This is a genomic window from Thalassospira sp. ABD4_177, assembly GCF_056160125.1.
Map to the genome: position 1 here is coordinate 1,590,605 of NZ_JBSWWO010000001.1, position 20,389 is coordinate 1,610,993.

Genomic DNA, 20,389 nt, shown 5'->3' on the forward strand with positions numbered 1-20,389 from the left:
GATGAGTAACGAGAGCTGGCAAACGGTACTTCTGATTCTATTCGGAATGTTGCTAGGTGTGATAGGGGGGCTACTGTGCGCACCTTATCTGCTGCCCATCGTTGTAGGTGACGGTTGGTGGACTGTTGTTGGTGCTTTTATTGGTGTGCTGGGTGCATTCTTCGCTGCTTGGGCAAATTTTGTTTGGCAAGAAGCTGCAAAAAAGAAGGAAACTTGGCGGCCGTTTTCGGAACGCTATGACTATGCACTGATGAACCTTCGAAGAGCTCGCGCCTTAGTTAATGAAAACAAGGTTGGCTTGTTTGAACTTGGTGAGCAAGCTTCTATAACGTTTTCAGTAAGGCCCAACCTTGAGCCACGAATTAAGGTTGCTAGGTTGCGTGCTGCTGGAACCAGTGAAGATGAAAACATTCTTGGCCCAACCAGCGTCGAAGCTCGTGCTGAAAAAGAACGGTTTAAAGCTGAGTTTGAGAAGCTCGAACTGCTTAAAGACGATGTGAGGGTCGCCGACCTGGAGCAGGCGCAGAAGTGTCTAGCCGAAGCGCGTGGTGCACTTAGCTGGGTTCGAGAAAAGATGCAGCTGACTCTAAAGCCTGCGCAGATAAGTGGGTTAGACGGAGCGATTGAATGGTTTGGTCAATTGCATGGTTGCATTGAATTTGCTGTCAACGCGATTTCGCGCGATGAAAATTGGAGCAAAGGGCGAAATTTCCGTGGTGATATCATCAACAAAGCGTTAGTGGAGAGCTTCTCAGAGTTCGGTCCAACGATTGATATGGTAATTGCCAACTTGGAGCGGCTTCCAAAGCAGTGAATGCCCGTGTTAACTGAAAAAAATAGCTGTTGGCTAAACTTGGGGCTCAAAAATGGGAAGAGAGGCATCTGGAGGTTTACTTGCTCTGGCAGACGATGCCCTGTCGTCCCCGGCCCTTAACCGTTCCATTCTGATTATCACCCTGCTGGCCATGGCGGCCCATTTCGTTCTGATGTTTGCCGGGCCAGAGATGCTTTTGGGCCAGCGGACCGCCGACCTGCCGCTTTTCATCCTGTTTGTGTTCGGGGGGCTGCCCATTCTTGGGCAGCTTGCAATCAAGCTTCTGCGTCGGGAAATGGGGGCGGATTTTCTCGCCGCCATTTCGTTTGTTACCGGTGTGGTGTTGGCGGAATATCTGGCTGCCAGCCTGATCATTCTGATGCTGACGGGTGGGCAGGTTTTGGAAAGCTTTGCCATGCGCAAGGCGTCCTCGGCGCTCAATGCCCTGGCCAGCCGCATGCCCAGTGTCGCGCATCGCAAATCGGCGGATGGCGAAGTAACCGACATCGCCCTTGATGAAGTCGAAATTGGCGATCTGATTGCCGTCTTTCCCCATGAAACCGCCCCGGTCGATGGCACGGTCGTTGACGGTCATGGCAGCATGGATGAAAGCTACCTGACAGGGGAGCCCTATGTGGTCGCCAAGGCACCGGGCACGAATGTGCTGTCGGGGGCGATCAATGGCGAGGCGGTGCTGATCATTCGCGCGGAAAAACGCGCACGCGATTCCCGCTATGCCCAGATCATGGATGTCATGGCCGAGGCCGAACAAAAACGCCCGCGCATCCGCCGTCTTGGCGATCAGATCGGGGCGTGGTTCGCTCCGGCGGCCCTATTGTTTGCGATATTGGTGGGCTATCTCAGCGGCGATTCATCACGCTTTCTCGCTGTGCTGGTGGTGGCAACACCCTGTCCGCTTCTGATTGCCATTCCGATCACGGTGATGAGTGCGATTTCCATTGCCGCGCGACGTGGCATTGTTGTGCGCGATCCGACCGTGCTGGAACGTTTGCCGACCTGTCAGACGGCGATTTTCGATAAGACCGGGACGCTCACCTATGGCCGTCCGGAACTGGTCGATGTTCTGCCCGGACCGGATTTTAGTGGTGATCTTGTCTTGCGGCTGGCGGCCAGCTTGGAGCGCTATTCCAAGCATCCGCTGGCCTCGGCGGTGTTGGCAGCCGCACGCGCGAAAAAACTGCCGCTTGATGAGGTCAATCATGCCTCGGAAAAGCCGGGGCAGGGGCTAAGCGGGCAGGCCGATGGTCATGAAGTGGCTGTTACCCATCGCAACAAGCTGATGAAATCCGATCCCGAGATCGCACGGCTTTTGCCCGAAACCGCAGCCGGGCTTGAATGCGTTGTGCTGGTAGATGGCAAATATGGTGCGACCTTCCGCTTTCGCGATACCCCGCGCGCCGAAGGCGAAAGCTTCGTCGGACATCTCGGCGAAATCCATCATTTCAACAAGGTGATGTTGCTCTCGGGCGACCGCGAAAGCGAGGTCAGCTACCTTTCCGAATTGCTCGGCATTTCCGAAAGTCTGGCATCGCAAAGCCCGGAACAGAAAGTCGCAATCGTGCGGGCCGAAACCGCCAAGGCCCCAACCCTTTTCATGGGGGATGGCATCAATGATGCCCCGGCACTGGCCGTTGCCACGGTTGGTATCGCCTTTGGCAAGGAAAGTGCGGTGACCGCGGATGCTGCCGGTGTGGTGATCCCGGAGGCATCCTTGGTGACGGTGGATGAGCTGCTGCATATCAGCATGGCGATGCGACGTATCCTTCTGCAAAGTGTGATTGGCGGCATGGTGCTGTCCATACTTGCTATGGGTTTTGCCGCCGCAGGCTATATCACGCCGGTCGCAGGCGCGCTTTTGCAGGAGGGCATTGATGTGATTGCGATTCTCAATGCGCTGAGGTTGGCACTTCAGCATGATATTGGTGCGGACATGAGTGTTAATCAGCTTGATGAAAGCTAGCTAGTTCATGCCAAATATTGGATGTACTTCACTTCAAGAAAACGTTATTATTCAACCCTAGGTTGGTCTTGGTTTGGTTGCAGGAGGCGCGATGACGGTTGAGTTTAAGCGCATTAGGTCGACTTCTCTTTGGCGGCTAGTGATTGTTGCGTTGTCTCTTTTGGCTTGGGTTGCCGGCGTTTCAGTCTTGGTGTCAAGATTGAGTCCTCTCCATGAGCTCGTAAATGCGTCGCCGATTGAGGATGATGAAAAGGTAAAAAGTAGTCTCGAGGCAGTCGCTAAGTTGAACCGGCAAATAATTGAAGCCAACCGAATTCTTTATCATGCTGAAGATGTTTCAAAAAAACTCGAGGAGCGTAGTAATGAAATCCTAACTATTATCGATGGTGGCAGACTTGAGAGCGCTTTTGGTTGGCTGTATTTCATTTTGAATAATTCTGATGTCAATGAAATATCACTTCCAGGAGACTCCTACCGCTTAATGAATATTGTAGATGTTAGGCTTGTTTCTCACGACGGTGGTACGAGTTTACCGTTTACAAAAATGTTAACGAAAATGTCTATTGAGGTATGCAGCCCGAACCTTTCGGTTGATCCTGTAGATAACTCTGAGGAAGAGAAAATAAATAATTCTCTTGACCCTATTAGCTTCCTTTATCTGGGGTTAAAGGCAGATAAACAAAAATATGATCTTTTATGTGATTCGGTCTCCGAATTTCCAATTTCTCTATCGCCTCAAGATTTTCAGAAATACAAAGAAATTAGGGGAAAGCGACTAGCATCCTTTATTGTTAATAATGACATTTTAGATCGTAAATCTGTAGTGGACATGGAATTTAGCATTCGAGAACAGTTTGAAATGCGAAACTCTGATTTATTGGTTTTGGTGGAGAAATATATTGCACGCCAATCTAGTGTGTTTAAAGGCACTTTAACCAGTATAACTAAACTTCGAAATGAGTTTGTCGAGCGAAGGCGAGTACTGGAAAGTCGTTTAAATAGTTCATCAGCGCTGTTCGCAGTAGCTACTTTTAGAACAACATTGATTACAGCAATTGTCGTGTCGATAGGGTTTGTGCTTTTGCGGTCTTTCTCTGCAGAAATCTATCATGCGCGAAGGCTCTCCGAAATGGAGGTTGCTCACATGCTCGCAGAAAGCCTTGATCTTGAGAAACTCTCACACGTTCCTGAACTCGCAAAGGCCATTTCTGGGCGACACACCAAAGCTGCAGCCTCTGTGCCCGAAGACGTAATTAACGCGGCTGGCAAGTTGGGTGAGGCCGTATCGCGCTTTAATTCCAAAAGTTCAGGCAAAGTTTAGCTAAGTTGAGCAAGAAACAGGCGCGTCTGCTCAATTGCCTCGCGCAACCCGACACGCTGGACTTCGACGTCTTCGGGGAAGGCGCCCAGAAGCCTTGATGGCATGCGGTTATCAAGCAACACAAACACGCCGCGATCTTCTGCGCGGCGGACAAGGCGGCCAAAGGCCTGCTTCATGCGTAGCCTTGTGAGCATGTCGTCATAGCGTGCGCCGTGGAAGGCAGATTTGCGCGCGCGGTGCAGGATATCGGGCCGGGGCCAGGGCACGCGGTCAAAGACGATCAGACGCAGGCTATCGCCTGGCACATCCACCCCGTCACGCACCGCATCGGTGCCGAGCAAACAGGCATCGCGTTCGACCCGGAAAATGTCGATGAGCGTTGAGACATCCATGCCATCGATATGCTGGGCGAGAAGCTGCAGGCCGGCCTCATCCATCGGGCCGGTCAGGCGCTCGTAAATCGCCCGCAGACGTGTGATGGCGGTAAACAGGCCAAGCGCGCCACCGCCGGACGCCAGAAACAGCTCGCGATAGGCCGCCGCAACATGGTCCGGGTTGTCGCGGCCAAGGTCATTGACGATGAAAACGCGGGTCTGTTTGGCATAGTTATACGGGCTTTTCATCGCGGCCCGGATCGCGGGCAGCGGCATGTGCGCAGCACCCGTGCGGTCCTCTGCCACGGCCCAGTCGAAATCTTCGTCCCCCGTACCATCGCGGAGGGTGGCGGATGTTACCACCATCCCATGTGCGGTGGGGGCAAGGGATGTGGTCAGCGGGATGGTCGGGTCAAGGTAATGGCGATGCATGCCGACATCGAAGTCGCGGCCAAACTGGCGTTCAATCGCAAACCAGTCGACAAAGGTTTTGGGTGTTTCCTCAACCAATGATGCCAGCATTTCCCGCCATGCGCCGACCTGCATGATCGCCCGACGCTCAAGCGAGCGAATGGCGGCATCAAGGCGCTGGCGTTCGGCAGAATCAAGCTCGTCGGCCTTTTCATCGAGCATATGGGCGATGATCTTGATCAGCGATTTGGCCGGTTTTTCCATGGCCTCCAGCGCGCGGTCCAGATCAGCGGCACTGGCCAGCACTTCATTGATCGCCGGTTTGCAATCGGTCTCGATCGAGTATCCTCGGTCGCCATCGCTTGAGCGCGCCATCACCTGCGCACGGACATGGGCAAGGAAGGTTTCCGCCGGGCCCTTGGCATGTTGGGAGCCGTCATGAATGCGCGACAGCCAGCCCTGTTCGGGCAGGCATTGGGCGGCGACAATCACCGCATTGACCGCATCGCGCAGTTCATCACGATCCAGAATAAGCGTTTCAAGCCGTTGCTTGAGACCGCGCGCACGCGATGATCCTTTTTGCTCGGCACCGAGCAACCAACGACGGAGTTCCTGCCCCTCCATCCCGGTCAGGTGCGACGAAAAAGCCTTGTCGGCGGCATCAAAAAGATGGTGGCCCTCGTCAAACACATAACGTGTCGGCATGGAGGCATCATCAAGCCCGCCAAGGGCGGCCTGCACCATGACCAGCGCATGGTTGGCGACCACGATCTCGGCCGAACGCGCACGGCGCACCGTCTTTTCGACAAAGCATTTGGAATAATGCGGGCAGGCGGCATAGATGCATTCGCCGCGCTGATCGGCAAGCGCCCCGGTAAAGCGGTTGCCGAGCAATTCGGTCAGCCAGGCGGGGAAATCGCCCCCAACCATATCGCCATCGCGGGTATGCGATGCCCACCGCGCAATCAGGCCCAGCGGGGTAGCCTGATGCGGTTGTTGGGCAAGCGGCCTCTGGGCTTCTTCGAAATTCAGCAGGCAGAAATAGTTTTCCCGGCCCTTGCGCACGACGGCCTTCAGGCGCTTGTCCTTGGGATCGTCATAGAGGCGATCAAGTTCCTGATCGATCTGGCGTTGCAGGTTGCGGGTATAGGTCGAAATCCACACTGCCCCGTCATTCTTCTGCGCCCAAAGCGAAGCCGGGGCGACATAGCCCAATGTCTTGCCGGTCCCCGTTCCGGCCTCGGCCAGGACGATATTGGGCGCACCGTCATGCAGGCGCGGGCCAAAGGCCGAACAGACCGAGGACGCATAATCGGCCTGTTGCGGGCGTTCTTCCGCCCCTTCGCCGAGAAGTTCTTTGAGGCGCTTGCGCGCATCCTTGGGATCAACCGGATGGTTGGCCGGTGGCGGTGGCGGGGCGTGTTCGGCCCATTCGCCAAGCTTTTTCCAGACTTTGAGCCCTTCATACACCGCATAGCGATGCGGGCCATCGCCATCCGCCCCAAGGGCAGCCAGAACCGAAACACCCCACGGCCAATGTCCGCGCGCCATCGGCCACGCAATCGACAGGGCCGGGCCGCGTTTGTTGCGATGAAGTGTGGCCAGTTCCTGCAAAAGGCGCTTCATGGCTTCTGCCAATGCCTCTGCCTGACCAATCAGGTCATCTGCCGGCTTCTGACCCGTCGCAAGCGCGATGCCGCGCGGGGTCGGCACACAAAATTGCGCCGGGCGGACAAAGGCAAACAGTTCCAGCAGGTCATGGGCCGGAAACGGATCGGATTTCAGACGCCGGGCACAGGCCGGAGTATGCACCAGGATGGGGCGTGATGATCGGGCGCGCTTGGCAGCAGCGCCGTGCGGGAGTTCCTCGATCTCGCCATCGGGCGACAAAAACACGGCATGACGCAATCCAACGACCATGACAGGGGCGTTGGGCGGCATGAAACGCGGTTGGGACTCTTCGGAACGATCATCGAACATTTGGGGCACTATAAGCAGACAGCGACAGTGGCGCCACCGGGGAAATTGACCTATCTTGGAATTTGTAAGGCAAACATCCGATGACAAGGCGACGGACCGCAATGGCAGCCCCCAATACCCGCAATCAGCATTTCTGGCGCGATGACGCGATGCCGTTTGTCGAGCTCAGGCGCGTGGCGGACGGGCATTCGGTTTGTTACGAGCGCCACAGCCACGATACCTTTTCGATTGGTACGGTGAAGAGTGGCTTCAGCACCTATTGGAACCGGGGCAAGACCCATGAAACCCAGGAAGGGTCGGTTGTGATCCTCAATCCCGAGGACGTGCATGGCTGCAACCCGGTCAAGAGCGCGGACTGGGTTTATGACATGCTGTTTGTTGACCCGGACTGGCTGCTTGATCTTCAGATTGAACTCGATGCCGATGTGGCCGGGAAGTTCGCGATGTTTTCCGATACACTGAGCCACGATCCGCACCTTTATGGCGGGTTGCTGGATCTGGCTGATACGCTTGCCAATCCCGATGTGGATATCCTTGGCAAGGAAGCGGCGATGGTGTCGTTCTTTGGCGATCTGCATGTGAAGCTTGATCGGCGCGGGGTGCTGGATCGCGCGGCCAACGTTGGTGGGGCGCTCCATGATCGCAAGATGGCGCGTGTTGGCGACTATATTCGGGCCCATTATGCCGAGACTATCGGGCTTGATGAGCTGGCCGGATTGGTTGGTTATTCGCGGTCACATCTGGTGCGTGCGTTCAAAAAGGCCTTTGGCATGACGCCTTATGCCTATCTGATCAATTGCCGGGTGCAACGCGCCCGTCATGCGCTGCGGCAGGGTGAAAAGATCGTCGATGTCGCCCTTGAAACAGGCTTTGCCGATCAGGCGCATTTCCAGCGTATTTTCAAACGCCTGATGGCAACCACCCCACGGCAATATGCCCGCGCGCAGGCCGCGTGATTTCGGCAAAAAAGAAGGCGGTTGCCATGGGTTCAGACCCTAGGGTCAGGACCTATTAATTTGATTTGAATGGCAGACGTTATATTTACGAAATCCAAGGAAAAGCCCGCCGGTCGGGTCGGTATCCCGGACAAGGGATTTGACGCTGGAGTTTGCAAATATAACGTCTGTCCTCCGGATTAAACGGATTTGCACAGGCTACTTTGTCGTAAAACTCTGAAAGATAAATATCTTCCTGCAGTTTTACTCCGCGTATCCGCACAAATCTGTTTAACCATTCAAACCAAATTAATAGGTCCTGACCCTAGACCCGCCCGGAGTCTCCACAAGCCCACTATGGGAACGGGGTGCGGGGAATGGCATGTGGGGAATTATTCCAAAACGAGATAAGCCGCACTGGCCGCCAGCAACAAGGCCATTGCCCGGTTGAAGGCGCGAATGCGTGACGGTTCGCCAAGGAAGCGTGATAAAAACGCGCCGGTATAGGCCCAGCACGCGACCGAGGCGAAGCAGACCACAAAATAGATTGCGGTAAATTCCCAGATCAGTGCGGGCGCACCAGATGCGGCATAGGCCCCCATCCCGGCAATCGATGCCAGCCAAGCCTTGGGATTGACCCATTGCATGACGGCCCCGGTGATCGCCTTGGGCCCGGATGCGGCATCGCCTTTGCCCAGCTCGCCGCTGGACGTTGCCAGCTTCCATGCCATGAACAGCAAAAACGCCACCCCGGCCCACTGAATGACGGTGGTCATTTGCGGGAAGGCCTCAAGCATTTCATGCAGGCCCAGCCCGATCAGAAGCAACAACAGGCAAAAGCCCGCCGTCGCGCCAAACACAAGGCGAAGGGACGGGCGAAAGCCATATTGCACGCCCGAACTCAGCACCAGAATATTGACCGGCCCCGGCGTGATGGAGGCGGCCAAGGCAAAGGCCGCCATCGAAAAATAAAGACTGAGTGTGGCGCTGAGCATGCGTTTCGTTTCCTCATTGATCGACACCCCGTTGGGAAGGTGCCGTGTTTGTTATCAAGGAGGATGACAGATGCGCGCCGGGAATTATTGAAGGATATTGCTCTGGCGGTCTTAAAGGCCGAATGCTTTGGCCAGTGCCGATGCGCCCCCGGCAATCATGGCATAGCGCGCCGCCTTGCCAATCGTGACCAGAATGATGAAGGGCAGAAAGCGCACCCGCATCACCCCGGCAAACAGGGTCAATGGATCGCCGATGATCGGAAGCCAGGCCAGCAACAGCGACCAAAGGCCATATTTGCCAAACCAGTGTGAGGCACGCGAAAGCGCCGTGGCCGAGACGGGAAACCAGCGCTTGTCCTTGAAATGCTCAACATAAAGGCCAAGCCACCAGTTGATCACTGAACCCAGAACATTCCCCGCTGTCGCCACCACAACCAATAGCCACAACGCATGATCGCCAGACGCAATCAGGGCCGCCAACGCCGCCTCGGACGTGCCGGGCAAGATGGTCGCCGATGTCAGGGCCGAGAAGAACAGCCCGATAAGAAGCGTGAATGCTGTGGTCATGGGGTTTCGATAGACCGGAATGACGGGGGCGTCCAGCACAAGTATTTCACGTCGCTGGCTTTGGTGCGTCATTCAAACAATCAGAATGAAATTCAGATGAAGGATGAGACATGCAGGTCACGCGAGCGGGCACTAATGGTGCTGATTTCCTGTTGGATGGAGATGCCTATTTTGAGCGGCTTCACCAGACACTGGAATCCATCCGTCTAACGGGTGGTGGCGGGAACCAGTTTGTCCGGATGGCCTTTTGGCAGTTTTCGCCCGATACATTCTTGCCAGCATGCACATCCCTTGCCGGTGTCGCCATGCAAGGGCGCTATTTGTGCGACATGCTTGAAGACATTGCCACGCTTGGCATCCCGGTGCAGTTGATTGCTTGGTACGGCACGACAGCGGTGAATACTTTTAATCCGGAAATGTCGTCAAACTGGGCGATGAACCGATGGGTTCAGAACGCTAATCAGCGCAATGGCGCGGTTGTCGGATATCGCCCGATCCAGATGTACATGGAGAGTTATGGCGGGCGTCGACATATCGGGATGAGTACGCATCAGAAAATCGTCATCGCCTGTACAGGGCCTCTCAAAGAAGCATTTGTTGGCGGGATGAATCTGGCACAGAAATATCTTTCATCTGATCAACATGACCCGGTCAATCACTGGCATGACACGGCGCTTCGTGTCACAGGCGCGATCGTCGACGATATTGAGGCCGAGTGGCTGCGGCGTTGGAATAAACAAAACCCGGCACCGGCCCCCAATGGTGTCATCATCCCGGCTGCCCCAGTGATGGGGGGCATGACCATGTCCATGTTTACCACCAACATCGAAGCCAACCCGCCTGAGACCGATATTCGTACACATATGTTGGCCCGGATCGCCGGGGCGGGGCAGTTCGCCTATCTGGAAAACTATGCGCTAACCGATCCGCAGCTGGTCAGTGCCTTGGCTGCCCGCCGGGCGCCGGGCGCCGGCCAAATTCCGGTTATTCCGATGGTCAATCATCCGCGCAACCGGACTCAGGAAGGTTTCGAGATCTTTTCCTATATGATGTTTTACACGTTTGTTGAGCTCGGCCTTGCCGATTTCGTGAGCTTTGATGCCGTCGATACATGGTCTGCGTGGTTGCGGAGTGCCCCGATTACCTATCCAACAGCGGGTGTCATCGGACCGGTCGTCCAGAAACTTGGTTTCCAGCCCGGCCAAACAGCGGTTTTCAATCCGGTCAACGGATTCCGATTGCAATATACCGATGCCACAGGCGCGCAGAGACGCGTCTGGTTTCGCGATATCTGGAATCTGACACCCACTGGGTCCGTAATGTATGCGCCGCAGAATAATCATGCGCGGGTATCAGATCACTGGACCTATCTCCATTCCAAGTTGGCCCTGTTTGATGACCGGTACGTTCTGGTTGGCACCAGCAACTGGACATATCGCAGCATGCAATATGACGGTGAAATAACGCTTGAAGTCGATGATCCGACAAATGTGTTTCCACAAGCGGTTCGTGCGCAGCTTTTCAATCACTGGCAGATGCCAACGGCAGCGGCCGCTGCCACGGCAGGTGTCGGTGCGGCGTGGACCGGCGATGCTGCGGCTAACCCTGCCAATCTGGGAACGAATGGGCTCGCGCGTGCCGTACCGCTGCAGATGGATGATTTTATCAACCCGACGTCGGTTCAGGCATGGCGCAGCCTTGCGACCAACGGAACGATGGTTTCGGCCTACATGTAGGCCGTGCCGGGTCGCAGGTGCAAAGTTGAAAAGAGGATATCATGAGTAGCAATGTTTATCAGACCCTGTCACAGCAGGCGTGGAAGCAATACCAAACGGTTACCGGACGTCCCGAGAAGGAAGTCAAACAGATGCAGGCTGCTTATGGCACCTTTGAAGAGGCCGCGAAGAAGCTTGATGCAGCGGTGGTGTTTTCATCTCCCCCGACGAAGGAGCAGCTTGCCACGGCAAGCAATGCGGTTACTGTTCTTGAAAGCGCGTTTAACGGTGTGGACGCTATTGTCGCAAAACTCGTGCAGACTGATAGTGATGCGGTCAAGAACACCGGCACTGTGTCACAAGGTCAGAAAGCCGATAGCGTCAAGCGCGAGCAAGAACATGACAACAATTTTGAGCAAGCACTTGGAAACGTGCTTTATCAAGGACAGTTGCAGGTCGCATCTGCGCTTGCCAGTGCACCAAAATAAAAGAAAAAGGCCCGGTGCGGGGTAACACCGGGCCTGAAATTGCCGGTCAGCAGTTTGGGGGGAGCTGACCATGCTTCACGCGATTACGGACGAAACATCGACATTGCCGCGCGTTGCATTGGAGTACGGGCAAATCTTGTGGGCTTCCTCGACGAGTTTTTCCGCCTCGGCCTTATCAAGGCCCGGAAGCGACACATTCAGTGTCACGGCAAGGCCAAAACCGCCAGCGTCGCGCGGGCCAATCCCGACTTCGGCCGTGACCGAAACATCATCGGAAACCTTCGGGCCGCCCTGGGATGAGACGAATTTCATCGCACCGATAAAGCAGGCCGAATAGCCCATGGCAAACAGCTGTTCGGGGTTGTTGCCCTCGCCGCCAGCGCCGCCAAGTTCCTTGGGCGTCGTCAGCTTGACATCAAGCGATCCGTCTTCGGTTTTCGCCCGGCCATCACGACCGCCGGTGGCAGAAGCGCTAGCGGTATATTTTACATCAACAGACATGGTTTCATCCTTTGTTTGAACGTTGGTTCAGGTGGAAAGAACCCGGCTGTGAACGGAGGATCAGGACCCAACAATATGATTGTAATGGTTGACCGGATTTGTGCGGATACGCGGAGCGAAACTGCAGAAAGATGGTAATCTTTCAATGTTTTGCGACAAAGTAGGCCGTGCTAATCCGGTCAATCCGATGGACAGTCGTCCGTTTTGCGAATTCCTGCGTCAAAGCCCTCGGACGGGCCCCAGCCCGACCTTCGGACTCTTCCTAGTACTTCGTAAAACGGATGACTGCCATTCCAGTCATATTGTTGGGTCCTGATCCTTCATATGTCGCCGGGGCCGGACAGCTGCAAGAGCACTTGCCCGAAAGAGGGTGAAAGTTTTGTGACCTTTCTGACTAAAGGGCAGCAGGGCCTGCGTGCTGATATTAATATCGCACAATAATAAATCGTGCGCGATATAAAATAAGACAATGCCGTCATGCAAATAAATCGCTTGTTAATTTATCGCGAACGACTTAAATTAATTGGCTTTGATTTTTCATTTGTATTTTGCGGTGGCTTGCGCGGCCGTGGGCTGGCAGGCAGTATCGGTGGTGCAGGTCAGCAACTTGATCCGGGCCGTGCCCGATTGTGCTCAGAGGATGTGATGGATGACCAAGGCTGACAAAGACGATCTTCTCGATTTGGAAAAGTTTTTGTGCTTTTCGATCTATTCTGCGGGGCACGCCTTTAACCGGGTTTACAAACCGCTGCTTGATCGGCTTGGCCTGACCTATCCGCAATATCTGGTCATGGTTGCCCTGTGGCAGGAAGACAATCAGTCGGTGCGCAGCATCGGTGCGAAGATGTATCTTGAATCAAGTACCCTGACACCGTTGCTGAAACGCCTTGAGCTCAATGGTCTGCTGACCCGTACACGTGATCCGAAGGATGAGCGGTCGGTGCGTATCACCTTGACCGAAGCCGGAAAGGCCCTTCGCGAACAGGCAGAAGACGTCCCGGCCTGCATTCTTGAAGCCACCGGCCTTGATATTGAAACGGCCAAACGGCTGAACAGTGACTTGCGCGTGTTGCGTGACCAGATGAAAACACCACGCTGTTGAAAGCTCACACCTAGAGCAGTTTCAGTTTAGATTGAAACTGCTCTAAAGACCATGCCGTCATTTTCCACAAACCAAAACGGGGCAACCGAATGTTGCCCCGTTTTGCCGTTACTGCCGTCGGATAACTATGCAGCACGTTTGTTTTGTCCGATAAGTTTGTCAATATATCCGCGCATCACAGCAAGATGTTCACCATCAAGCGGGAATTGCAGGACGCTGTGACCATTTTCATGGCGGGCGACGCGAGCATTGATCGGGCGGGTGATGCCATCAATCATCAGTTCGACAACTTCGCCCGGAGACAGGTCTGGCGACGGTGAAATCCGGACATGGGCGCAAGAAATTTCGGACAGTTTGATATTCATCGCTTGCCCGTTAAAGGTAATCTTGCCGTTAACATCGATATCATAGCAGCTGTAGGTATCGTCGTGGATGTCCGAATTCTGAACCGCAGCAAGGAAGATATCGACCTCACGGCTGAGCAGGGATGCTTCTTCGGCAGTGGTTTGTGCTACTGCGTGGACTTCGGATGCATTGCCACTCACATCTTCGACCTGGCCACGGATGTTACTCATATTACCGGCAACCCGTGTTGAGCTTTCAGAGACAAAGGTCACGTTGCGTGAAATCTCTTGGGTTGCGGCATTTTGTTGTTCAATGGCACCAGCAATGCCAGTGACATATTCGTCAATGCTGTCGATCACCGCCGCAACATCGCCGATGGCACGTGCAGAACGATCTGCGACTTCCTGGATGCGATTGATGCGTTGTGCGATTTCATCGGTTGCATTTGATGTTTGCTTGGCAAGGGATTTAACCTCGCCGGCGACGACGGCAAAGCCTTTGCCGGATTCACCAGCCCGCGCAGCTTCGATGGTCGCATTGAGCGACAGCATGCTGGTCTGTTGGGCGATTGATGTGATCAGGCTGACCACTTCACCGATTTCGCTTGCAACTTCCTGAAGGTTTTTCATCTCTTCGCGCGACACTTCAGAATGACGGACAGCATCGCGCGAAACGTCGGTAAAGTTCGAAACATGGTTCGAGATTTCACTGATCGATGCCACCATCTCCTCTACCGCAGAGCCAAGCGAGCTTGCACTTCCAGAAGATTGCTCTGCTTCGGATGCTACAGACAACGCCAGATCGTAGGTTTGACCGGAATTGTCACGCACGCCGCTTGCGCGGTCTACCATGCTTTCGGAACTGTCAAGGATACGGCCGAAAACAGCACCGATTGATGATCCAAATACACTTACCAGATTGTTGCGTTCTTCCTGGCGAAGAACTTGCAATGCATCGAGTTTCTTCTGTTTTTCTTCGAGTTCGCGGGCGCGGATCATATTGGCCTGGAACACTTTCATCGCATCGCTGATATCGGCGACCTCGTCACGAAACTTGCTATTGGGGATCGGGGTATCAAGCTTGCCATCTGCCAGGGACCCCAGTGCAGAGGTCAGGTTTTTCATCGGATGCGAAATGCTGCGTCCAAGCAGAACCGACAACAGAACACCAAGAAGCGTCGCGACGCTTGAGATAATGGCAATCATCGTCTGGCCGCGAATTTCATCTTGCAGGGCAATTTCCATCGAGGCGCGGGTAAAGGTAGATACTTGAGAAAGAAGGGCCTCAACCTCATGATCAAGGACGTCTTGTTCTTTCTCGACCTTGATGACAGCTTCTTCCAAAACGGCGGCATCGTAGTTTCCGGCTGCAACCTGATTGAAGATGTCCTCAATATGATGTTCGTAATCGAGATGTTCCTGTTCGATTCTCTCAAGCGCGACCTGAACCTTTTCAAATTCCGTGCGCGCTGCGCTGCTAAGATCGGCAGCCAGGAACTCGTCAACCATCTTACGTGCCATTGCGATTTCTTCGTCGGTCAGGTGCGCGACTTCCATGAAATGCGCTCGAACTGACTCAAAGGTTTCGCTTTTGTCACGGGCGGTAATACTGGAAATTCGCAATGCCTTTTCCATCAGGATAGCTTGTTCAAGCTGATGCTGGGTGATTTTTTCCAGAATACCGTTCAACGGCAGGTCACGATGAGCGACTTCTTCGAGTTCATGTCCGATAACAGACATGGTGTACACACCTACCGCACCCAGAATGCCGATAAAAACAACCAACACGCCAACAAGGCTGTATAGTCTGTGCGAAATTCGTAAGTTACTGAAAAAAGATGTCATTGGTCTTGATCCCCGGTACGGATTTGCCTGCATGAGATTAAGTTAATAACCAAACGTATATAACCCGTTGGTATAGTCACATATCCCCAAATAGGGAGGGGGTCAATCTTTCGTACATGGAGATGTGTTAGAATCCCGCAGAACGCGAGTGTCTCTGCGGTTTTGCATGTTGATGATTCAGGAAGCTTTTTAAATTCTGGAGGAATTCTATACTGCTCTGGCGCGTTTCCTGCGGTCCAGATGGTAGGTAAGCGCCCAGCCAAGGGCGGTTTTGAGCGCCGGTTCGGGCAGGGGGCGGTCAAGCGGCAGGAGGATCGCACGGTTGCCTTCGGTGGCAAGATCGTCGGAAAGCAGACTGCGCGTGCGATCAATCAGGTCGGTTTTGCAATCAAAGAAAATCATCACCTGATCGGGTGTTTTGGGTTTCCAGTCGGCGCGGATGGTAATGCCCGATCCCGATTTCGGGCGCCAGGCCGGTTCCCCCCATTTAAGGCTTTCTATCACCGGACCGACCCCGTCGATTTCGCCAGCCAGTTCAAAGATCCAGTCGCGGATCGACATCAAGGCCCGCCGGGCCGCAGCCGGGCAGGCATTGAATTTTGCTGCAACCTCAGAGCTGGCGAAATCCCCTGATACCATCACATACCGGCAGAACTCAGGTTGCCAAAGGACTGGATCAGCAGCCAGACACCACAAATTGCCAGCGTGATGTGCTGCATGACCATGGCCGGTGCGATGATCCGTTTGGAACGTGTGAGCGTGCCAATCGCATGCAAAAGCCGGCTTGCGATCAGAATGGCCGCAACAATCCAGATGATGTCAGACGTTGCCAAGATCGCCTCGATGGCGAGGATCAGAAGAACACAAAGCGGGGCATTCTCGACAAAATTGCCATGCGCCCGAATACGCCGACGCAGGGTGCTGTCATCGCCATCGCCACTGAGGGTATTGAGCTGAAAGCGCCGGACGGAAACCATGAGGCTGAGCACGGTCAGCATCAGAACGAAGACGGCAGTTATGCAGATTGTTACAGGAAGTGGCAGCATCGGCATCATCCTGAAAAGGTTGGTAACATGCACACATCACGCACGGATATGACGGGGCCAATACAACCACCGAATAGATCAGGCTGCAACAAATGAAGATTGTCCAAACAGTGCTGTTGCGTCAGAGTTGTCAGATCAGGAGAAATTCGATTTACCAATTGCAGGCGCAAAGACCTCGTTGGCCGGGATTGGTTTACCTAGCAAGAATCCCTGCAATTCGATGCCGGGCACTTCGCGCAGGAATTCATACTGCTTTTTGGTTTCGACCCCTTCGGCCGTGACCTGCAGGCCCAGCGCATCAGCCATTGCCAGCATCGCGGTGATCAGGGCGACATCATCGCCGTTATCGGGCAGGTCTTTGACAAAGGCGCGGTCGATCTTGAGGCGGCTGATCGGAAGACTTTTGATCGATCGCAGGCAAGAATAGCCCGTGCCGAAATCATCAATCGCGAGCGACACCCCAACCGCACGCAGGTCATGCAGGGTCTGGATCATGCTGACTTCGTCCTGGATCATGCTTTCGGTGACTTCGATTTCCAGGTCATCGGCCGGAAGGCCTGCCATCGCAAGTTCATGGGCAACGGTATCGACAAAGCCTGGCTGTTGCATCTGGCGCACCGAGACATTGACCGACATGCGGATTTTCTCGCCAAACTCATCCTGCCACTGACGGGCCTGTTTGCAGGCTTCGCGGATGACCCAGCTGCCGATTTCAAGAATAAGGCCGCTTTTCTCGGCAATCGGAATGATTTCATGCGGGCCGACAAGCCCCTGTGTCGGATGGTGCCAGCGCAAAAGCGCCTCGACTCCGACCATATCGCCACTCGCCCCGTCAACTTGCGGCTGGTAATGCAAAACCAGCTCATCGTTTTCAAGCCCGCGCCGCAATTCAAGCGAGCGGGTCATGTAATGGGCGGCATTGGCTGTCATTTCCGGCTCATACAGCGCAGAGGTCCGCCGACCGCGATCCTTGGCGGCATACATTGCCGTATCGGCAAGGCGGATCAGATCGTGCGATGAATGGCCATGCAGCGGATATAATGAAATGCCCACACTGGCTGAAATGTTCATTTCATGACCGCTGATATAGAACGGGCGTTGCAGTTCCTGAATGATCTTTTGCGCCAGATTGGTGGCGGCCGTTTCATTGGGAATGTTTTCGCGAATGATCAGGAATTCATCGCCGCCCAGCCTTGAAATCGTATCGGTGCGTTCGGTAATGTCCTTGATCCGGGTGGCGGCAATCAGAATGACCTGATCGCCCGCCGCATGGCCCAGCGTGTCATTGATCGTTTTGAAGTTATCAATATCCAGAAACAGACAGGCAACCATGGTGCCGCTGGGTTCACAGCGTTCGATCGCACGGTTTAGTCGGTCCGTCGCAAGCAGACGGTTGGGCAGGCTGGTCAGCCCGTCATACTGGGCCAGATAGTGCAATTCCTGTTCGGCCTGGCGGATGGCGGTGCGGTCCGAGACGATCATGACAAAGTGGGTCAGTTCGTTGTCTTCGTTTTCAACCGCGATAACCTGCAAGGCAAGCGAGATCGGATTGCCCTTGGTATTGCACGTATCCAGATCGCGGTGCCAGTGGCGGCGCGCGCCGATGCCGGCAAACAGTTCCTGAAAGAACTCGGCGGGATGTTCGCCCGGCGAGAAGAAATAGGGCGGCTTTTCCAGAGTGTTTTCTTCGCTGTCGCCGGTAATGCGGTAATAGGCGGCATTGGCATTGGTGACATTCAGGTCGGGATCAAGGATCAGAATGCCATCCTGGGTGGTTTCAAACACCGCCATAGCTTCGCGCAGTTTGTCCTTGGTCATGCGCTGATCGGTGATGTCCTGCATCATACCGATGATGCGTTGCGATCCCTTGCGTTCGTCACCAAATGACTTGCCGCGTGCCCGAAACCAACGATAGTTCCCGTCACAATCAAGCCTGCGAAAGACAACGTCGTAAAATTCACCGTGGGCAACCGCATAGGCAAAGGCGTTGCGCACCATGTCGCGGTCTTCGGTTGCGACGCGTTCCAGAAACGCATCCCAGCTTTCCGTGACGGTTTCGGTATTCTGATTAAGCTCGAAATTGCCAAGACCGGTGCTGTGCATCTGCCGGGTGCCGACATCAATTTCCCAGCAGCTCATCTGGGCTGCGTTCATGGCAAGCGACAGGCGATGCTGACTTTCCGAAAGAGCAAGTTCCGCCGCGCGGCGTTCAAGTGCCATCTGGATGGTGGCGTGCAATTCACGATCAGAGAACGGCTTGATCAAAAAACCATAGGGGCGGGTTTTCTGTGCGCGGGCCAGTGTCGCATCTTCGGAGTGGGCCGAAACATAAATCACCGGGATCATCAGGTTGGGCGGGATGCCGGCCGCGGTTTCAATACCATCAATATCGCCATCAATGCGGATATCCATCAGGATGATGTCCGGCGGGTCACGTTCGATGGCCTCAAGCGCGTCTGCGCCGCGTGTATGGGCGCTTGTGCGCCTATAGCCGAGCTTTTCAAGCTGCTTGCGCAGATGCAGAGCGATGATCCGCTCATCCTCGACAATCATGACATGGACCGGATGTTCCATCCCGATCACTTCCCTAATGTGAATGTAATGACAAAGGTGGTTTCACCTTCGGTAACAACATCAAGTGTGCCGCCAATCTGAGCGGCCAGAAGTTCGATCAACTGCAGGCCAAGGCCATCGCTTTGTCCCGGGTCAAAGCCACCGGGCATGCCGCGCCCATTGTCGGACACGCGTAATGTGACAACATCGCCGTCGCTGATACGGGTCGATACGTCGATTTGCCCGGAGCTGCCGTCCGGGAAGCCATGCTTGAGCGCGTTGGTGATCAGTTCATTGGCAATCAGGCCGCACGGGACCGCCTGATCAATGGCCAGTTCAACCTGGGCGAGGTCGCTTTCGACCCGAACCCGGGTAATGTCGGTGTTGAAGGTTGCCAGCAGGGATGAAATCAGCCCTTCGCAGAAATTGGCGAAATCGACCTTGGCGATGTCTTCGCTTTGATAGAGCGACTGGTGAATTTGCGCCATCGAGCGCACGCGGTTGCAACTGTCAATCAGGGCTTCGCGGGCCTGAATGTCAATCACCGAGGATGTCTGCATATCGAGAAGACTGTGGATGATCTGCAGATTGTTTTTTACCCGGTGGTGAACCTCGGACAGCAGGGTTTCCTTTTCACGCAGCGAGCGGGCGATTTGCTCTTCGCGGTGCTTGCGTTCGGAAATGTCGGAGATCGCCGCAAGGATTTGCTGGTTTTCCCCATCCGAAATCGGATTGAGGCCGATCTCGACGGGGAATTCGCTGCCATCCTTGCGCAGGGCATAAAGATCCCGACCGGCCCCCATCGGGCGCGGGTTCGGATGATTTGTATAGGAGCCCCGTAACGTGGGGTGACCGGCGCGAAAGCGCTCGGGAACAAGCATCTCGATCGGTTGGCCGAGCAATTCACTGCGCGCATAGCCGAAAATGATTTCGGTCTGGGCATTGACCATTTCCATGGTCCCGTCAGTGCCGATCAGGATCATGGCATTTGGCGCGTATTCAACAACGCGTTCAAACCGTTGATCCGGACTTCCCGTCGGAAAGGCGTTGGCGGTGATGTGTTCACCAGTCTTTCCAAACGACATCAACACACTCCAGTCTTCGTGCTTGGTTCGTCGGTCGGGTTTGCCTTCGCTTAGAAATTGATCACAGGTATTAACTTATAATAATTCCGCACTGTTGTTCAACCATATGTATTTCGTAGGAAATATTTATGCGATTTAAGCGTGGGGTCCCTTGGAGGGATATTTGAATACAAATGGTGGAATTCAACTACACTTAGGTGTAGCCGTCTACCGGGTGTTTCAAGCAAGAAGCCCGCAATAAAGTCCGGTGATTTCCCCACCAATTCCGCGATTATTTGGCTGCCATGCGCAACAGGTGCTTGATCTTGGCCCGAAGTGGGGTATAGCTTCGC

At 54.5% G+C, this 20,389-nt stretch carries 17 protein-coding genes; 8 read left to right on the forward strand and 9 right to left on the reverse strand.

Annotation, left to right across the window (positions count from 1 at the left end):
- Position 1: 1 nt before the first annotated feature.
- The 3 genes from ACXAF0_RS07265 (at position 2) to ACXAF0_RS07275 (ending at position 4,116) form a co-directional block, all read left to right on the forward strand.
- Positions 2–814 (forward strand): hypothetical protein, encoded by an 813-nt coding sequence (locus ACXAF0_RS07265; RefSeq protein ID WP_475345220.1) that lies wholly within the window; start codon positions 2–4, stop codon positions 812–814.
- A gap of 52 nt (positions 815–866) precedes the next feature.
- Positions 867–2,795 (forward strand): heavy metal translocating P-type ATPase, encoded by a 1,929-nt coding sequence (locus tag ACXAF0_RS07270; protein ID WP_475345221.1) that lies wholly within the window; start codon positions 867–869, stop codon positions 2,793–2,795.
- Positions 2,796–2,886: 91 nt separating this feature from the next.
- Positions 2,887–4,116 carry a hypothetical protein gene (locus tag ACXAF0_RS07275; protein ID WP_475345222.1) on the forward strand — a complete coding sequence of 410 codons (1,230 nt, stop codon included), beginning with the start codon at positions 2,887–2,889 and terminating at the stop codon, positions 4,114–4,116.
- On the opposite strand, the gene ACXAF0_RS07280 is transcribed toward ACXAF0_RS07275, so the two are convergent.
- Complete coding sequence (locus ACXAF0_RS07280) at positions 4,113–6,881, reverse strand: ATP-dependent DNA helicase (RefSeq protein WP_475345223.1); 2,769 nt, start codon at positions 6,879–6,881, stop codon at positions 4,113–4,115. The genes ACXAF0_RS07275 and ACXAF0_RS07280 overlap by 4 nt on opposite strands.
- A 101-nt stretch (positions 6,882–6,982) precedes the next feature.
- Between ACXAF0_RS07280 and ACXAF0_RS07285 the strand changes: the two genes are divergently transcribed.
- Positions 6,983–7,837 (forward strand): AraC family transcriptional regulator, encoded by an 855-nt coding sequence (locus ACXAF0_RS07285; RefSeq protein WP_475345224.1) that lies wholly within the window; start codon positions 6,983–6,985, stop codon positions 7,835–7,837.
- A gap of 371 nt (positions 7,838–8,208) precedes the next feature.
- Here ACXAF0_RS07285 and ACXAF0_RS07290 read toward each other — a convergent pair whose 3' ends face one another.
- Positions 8,209–8,811 carry a LysE family translocator gene (locus tag ACXAF0_RS07290; RefSeq protein ID WP_475345225.1) on the reverse strand — a complete coding sequence of 201 codons (603 nt, stop codon included), beginning with the start codon at positions 8,809–8,811 and terminating at the stop codon, positions 8,209–8,211.
- Between the two features lie 111 nt (positions 8,812–8,922).
- A complete protein-coding gene (locus tag ACXAF0_RS07295; protein ID WP_475345226.1) occupies positions 8,923–9,378 on the reverse strand; it encodes a YqaA family protein in 456 nt (151 codons plus the stop codon).
- A gap of 110 nt (positions 9,379–9,488) precedes the next feature.
- Here ACXAF0_RS07295 and ACXAF0_RS07300 point away from each other — a divergent pair, with 110 nt between their 5' ends.
- On the forward strand, positions 9,489–11,114 hold the full coding sequence (locus ACXAF0_RS07300) for a phospholipase D-like domain-containing protein (RefSeq protein ID WP_475345227.1): 1,626 nt from the start codon (positions 9,489–9,491) through the stop codon (positions 11,112–11,114).
- Positions 11,115–11,155: 41 nt separating this feature from the next.
- On the forward strand, positions 11,156–11,581 hold the full coding sequence (locus ACXAF0_RS07305) for a hypothetical protein (RefSeq protein WP_475345228.1): 426 nt from the start codon (positions 11,156–11,158) through the stop codon (positions 11,579–11,581).
- Between the two features lie 75 nt (positions 11,582–11,656).
- On the opposite strand, the gene ACXAF0_RS07310 is transcribed toward ACXAF0_RS07305, so the two are convergent.
- Positions 11,657–12,082, reverse strand: coding sequence for an organic hydroperoxide resistance protein (locus ACXAF0_RS07310; RefSeq protein ID WP_475345229.1), 426 nt, complete (start codon positions 12,080–12,082; stop codon positions 11,657–11,659).
- 477 nt (positions 12,083–12,559) lie between these two features.
- On the opposite strand from ACXAF0_RS07310, the gene ACXAF0_RS07315 reads away from it, so the two are divergent.
- Positions 12,560–12,745, forward strand: coding sequence for a hypothetical protein (locus ACXAF0_RS07315; RefSeq protein ID WP_475345230.1), 186 nt, complete (start codon positions 12,560–12,562; stop codon positions 12,743–12,745).
- Positions 12,732–13,184, forward strand: coding sequence for a MarR family winged helix-turn-helix transcriptional regulator (locus tag ACXAF0_RS07320; RefSeq protein WP_475345231.1), 453 nt, complete (start codon positions 12,732–12,734; stop codon positions 13,182–13,184). Before ACXAF0_RS07315 ends, ACXAF0_RS07320 begins: the two co-directional genes overlap by 14 nt.
- Before the next feature lie 125 nt (positions 13,185–13,309).
- Here ACXAF0_RS07320 and ACXAF0_RS07325 read toward each other — a convergent pair whose 3' ends face one another.
- The 5 genes from ACXAF0_RS07325 to ACXAF0_RS07345 all read right to left on the reverse strand — a co-directional run bounded on the left by ACXAF0_RS07325 (position 13,310) and on the right by ACXAF0_RS07345 (position 20,057).
- Positions 13,310–15,406, reverse strand: coding sequence for a methyl-accepting chemotaxis protein (locus ACXAF0_RS07325; RefSeq protein WP_475345232.1), 2,097 nt, complete (start codon positions 15,404–15,406; stop codon positions 13,310–13,312).
- 174 nt (positions 15,407–15,580) lie between these two features.
- Entirely contained in the window at positions 15,581–16,012 is a 432-nt protein-coding gene (locus tag ACXAF0_RS07330) for a DUF1801 domain-containing protein (RefSeq protein WP_475346231.1), read from the reverse strand.
- Positions 16,012–16,419 carry an MAPEG family protein gene (locus tag ACXAF0_RS07335; RefSeq protein ID WP_475345233.1) on the reverse strand — a complete coding sequence of 136 codons (408 nt, stop codon included), beginning with the start codon at positions 16,417–16,419 and terminating at the stop codon, positions 16,012–16,014. Before ACXAF0_RS07335 ends, ACXAF0_RS07330 begins: the two co-directional genes overlap by 1 nt.
- 135 nt (positions 16,420–16,554) lie before the next feature.
- On the reverse strand, positions 16,555–18,993 hold the full coding sequence (locus ACXAF0_RS07340) for a two-component system response regulator (RefSeq protein WP_475345234.1): 2,439 nt from the start codon (positions 18,991–18,993) through the stop codon (positions 16,555–16,557).
- Positions 18,994–18,998: 5 nt separating this feature from the next.
- Positions 18,999–20,057: a sensor histidine kinase gene (locus ACXAF0_RS07345; protein ID WP_475345235.1), complete on the reverse strand. Its 1,059-nt coding sequence runs from the start codon at positions 20,055–20,057 to the stop codon at positions 18,999–19,001.
- Positions 20,058–20,389: the final 332 nt, after the last annotated feature.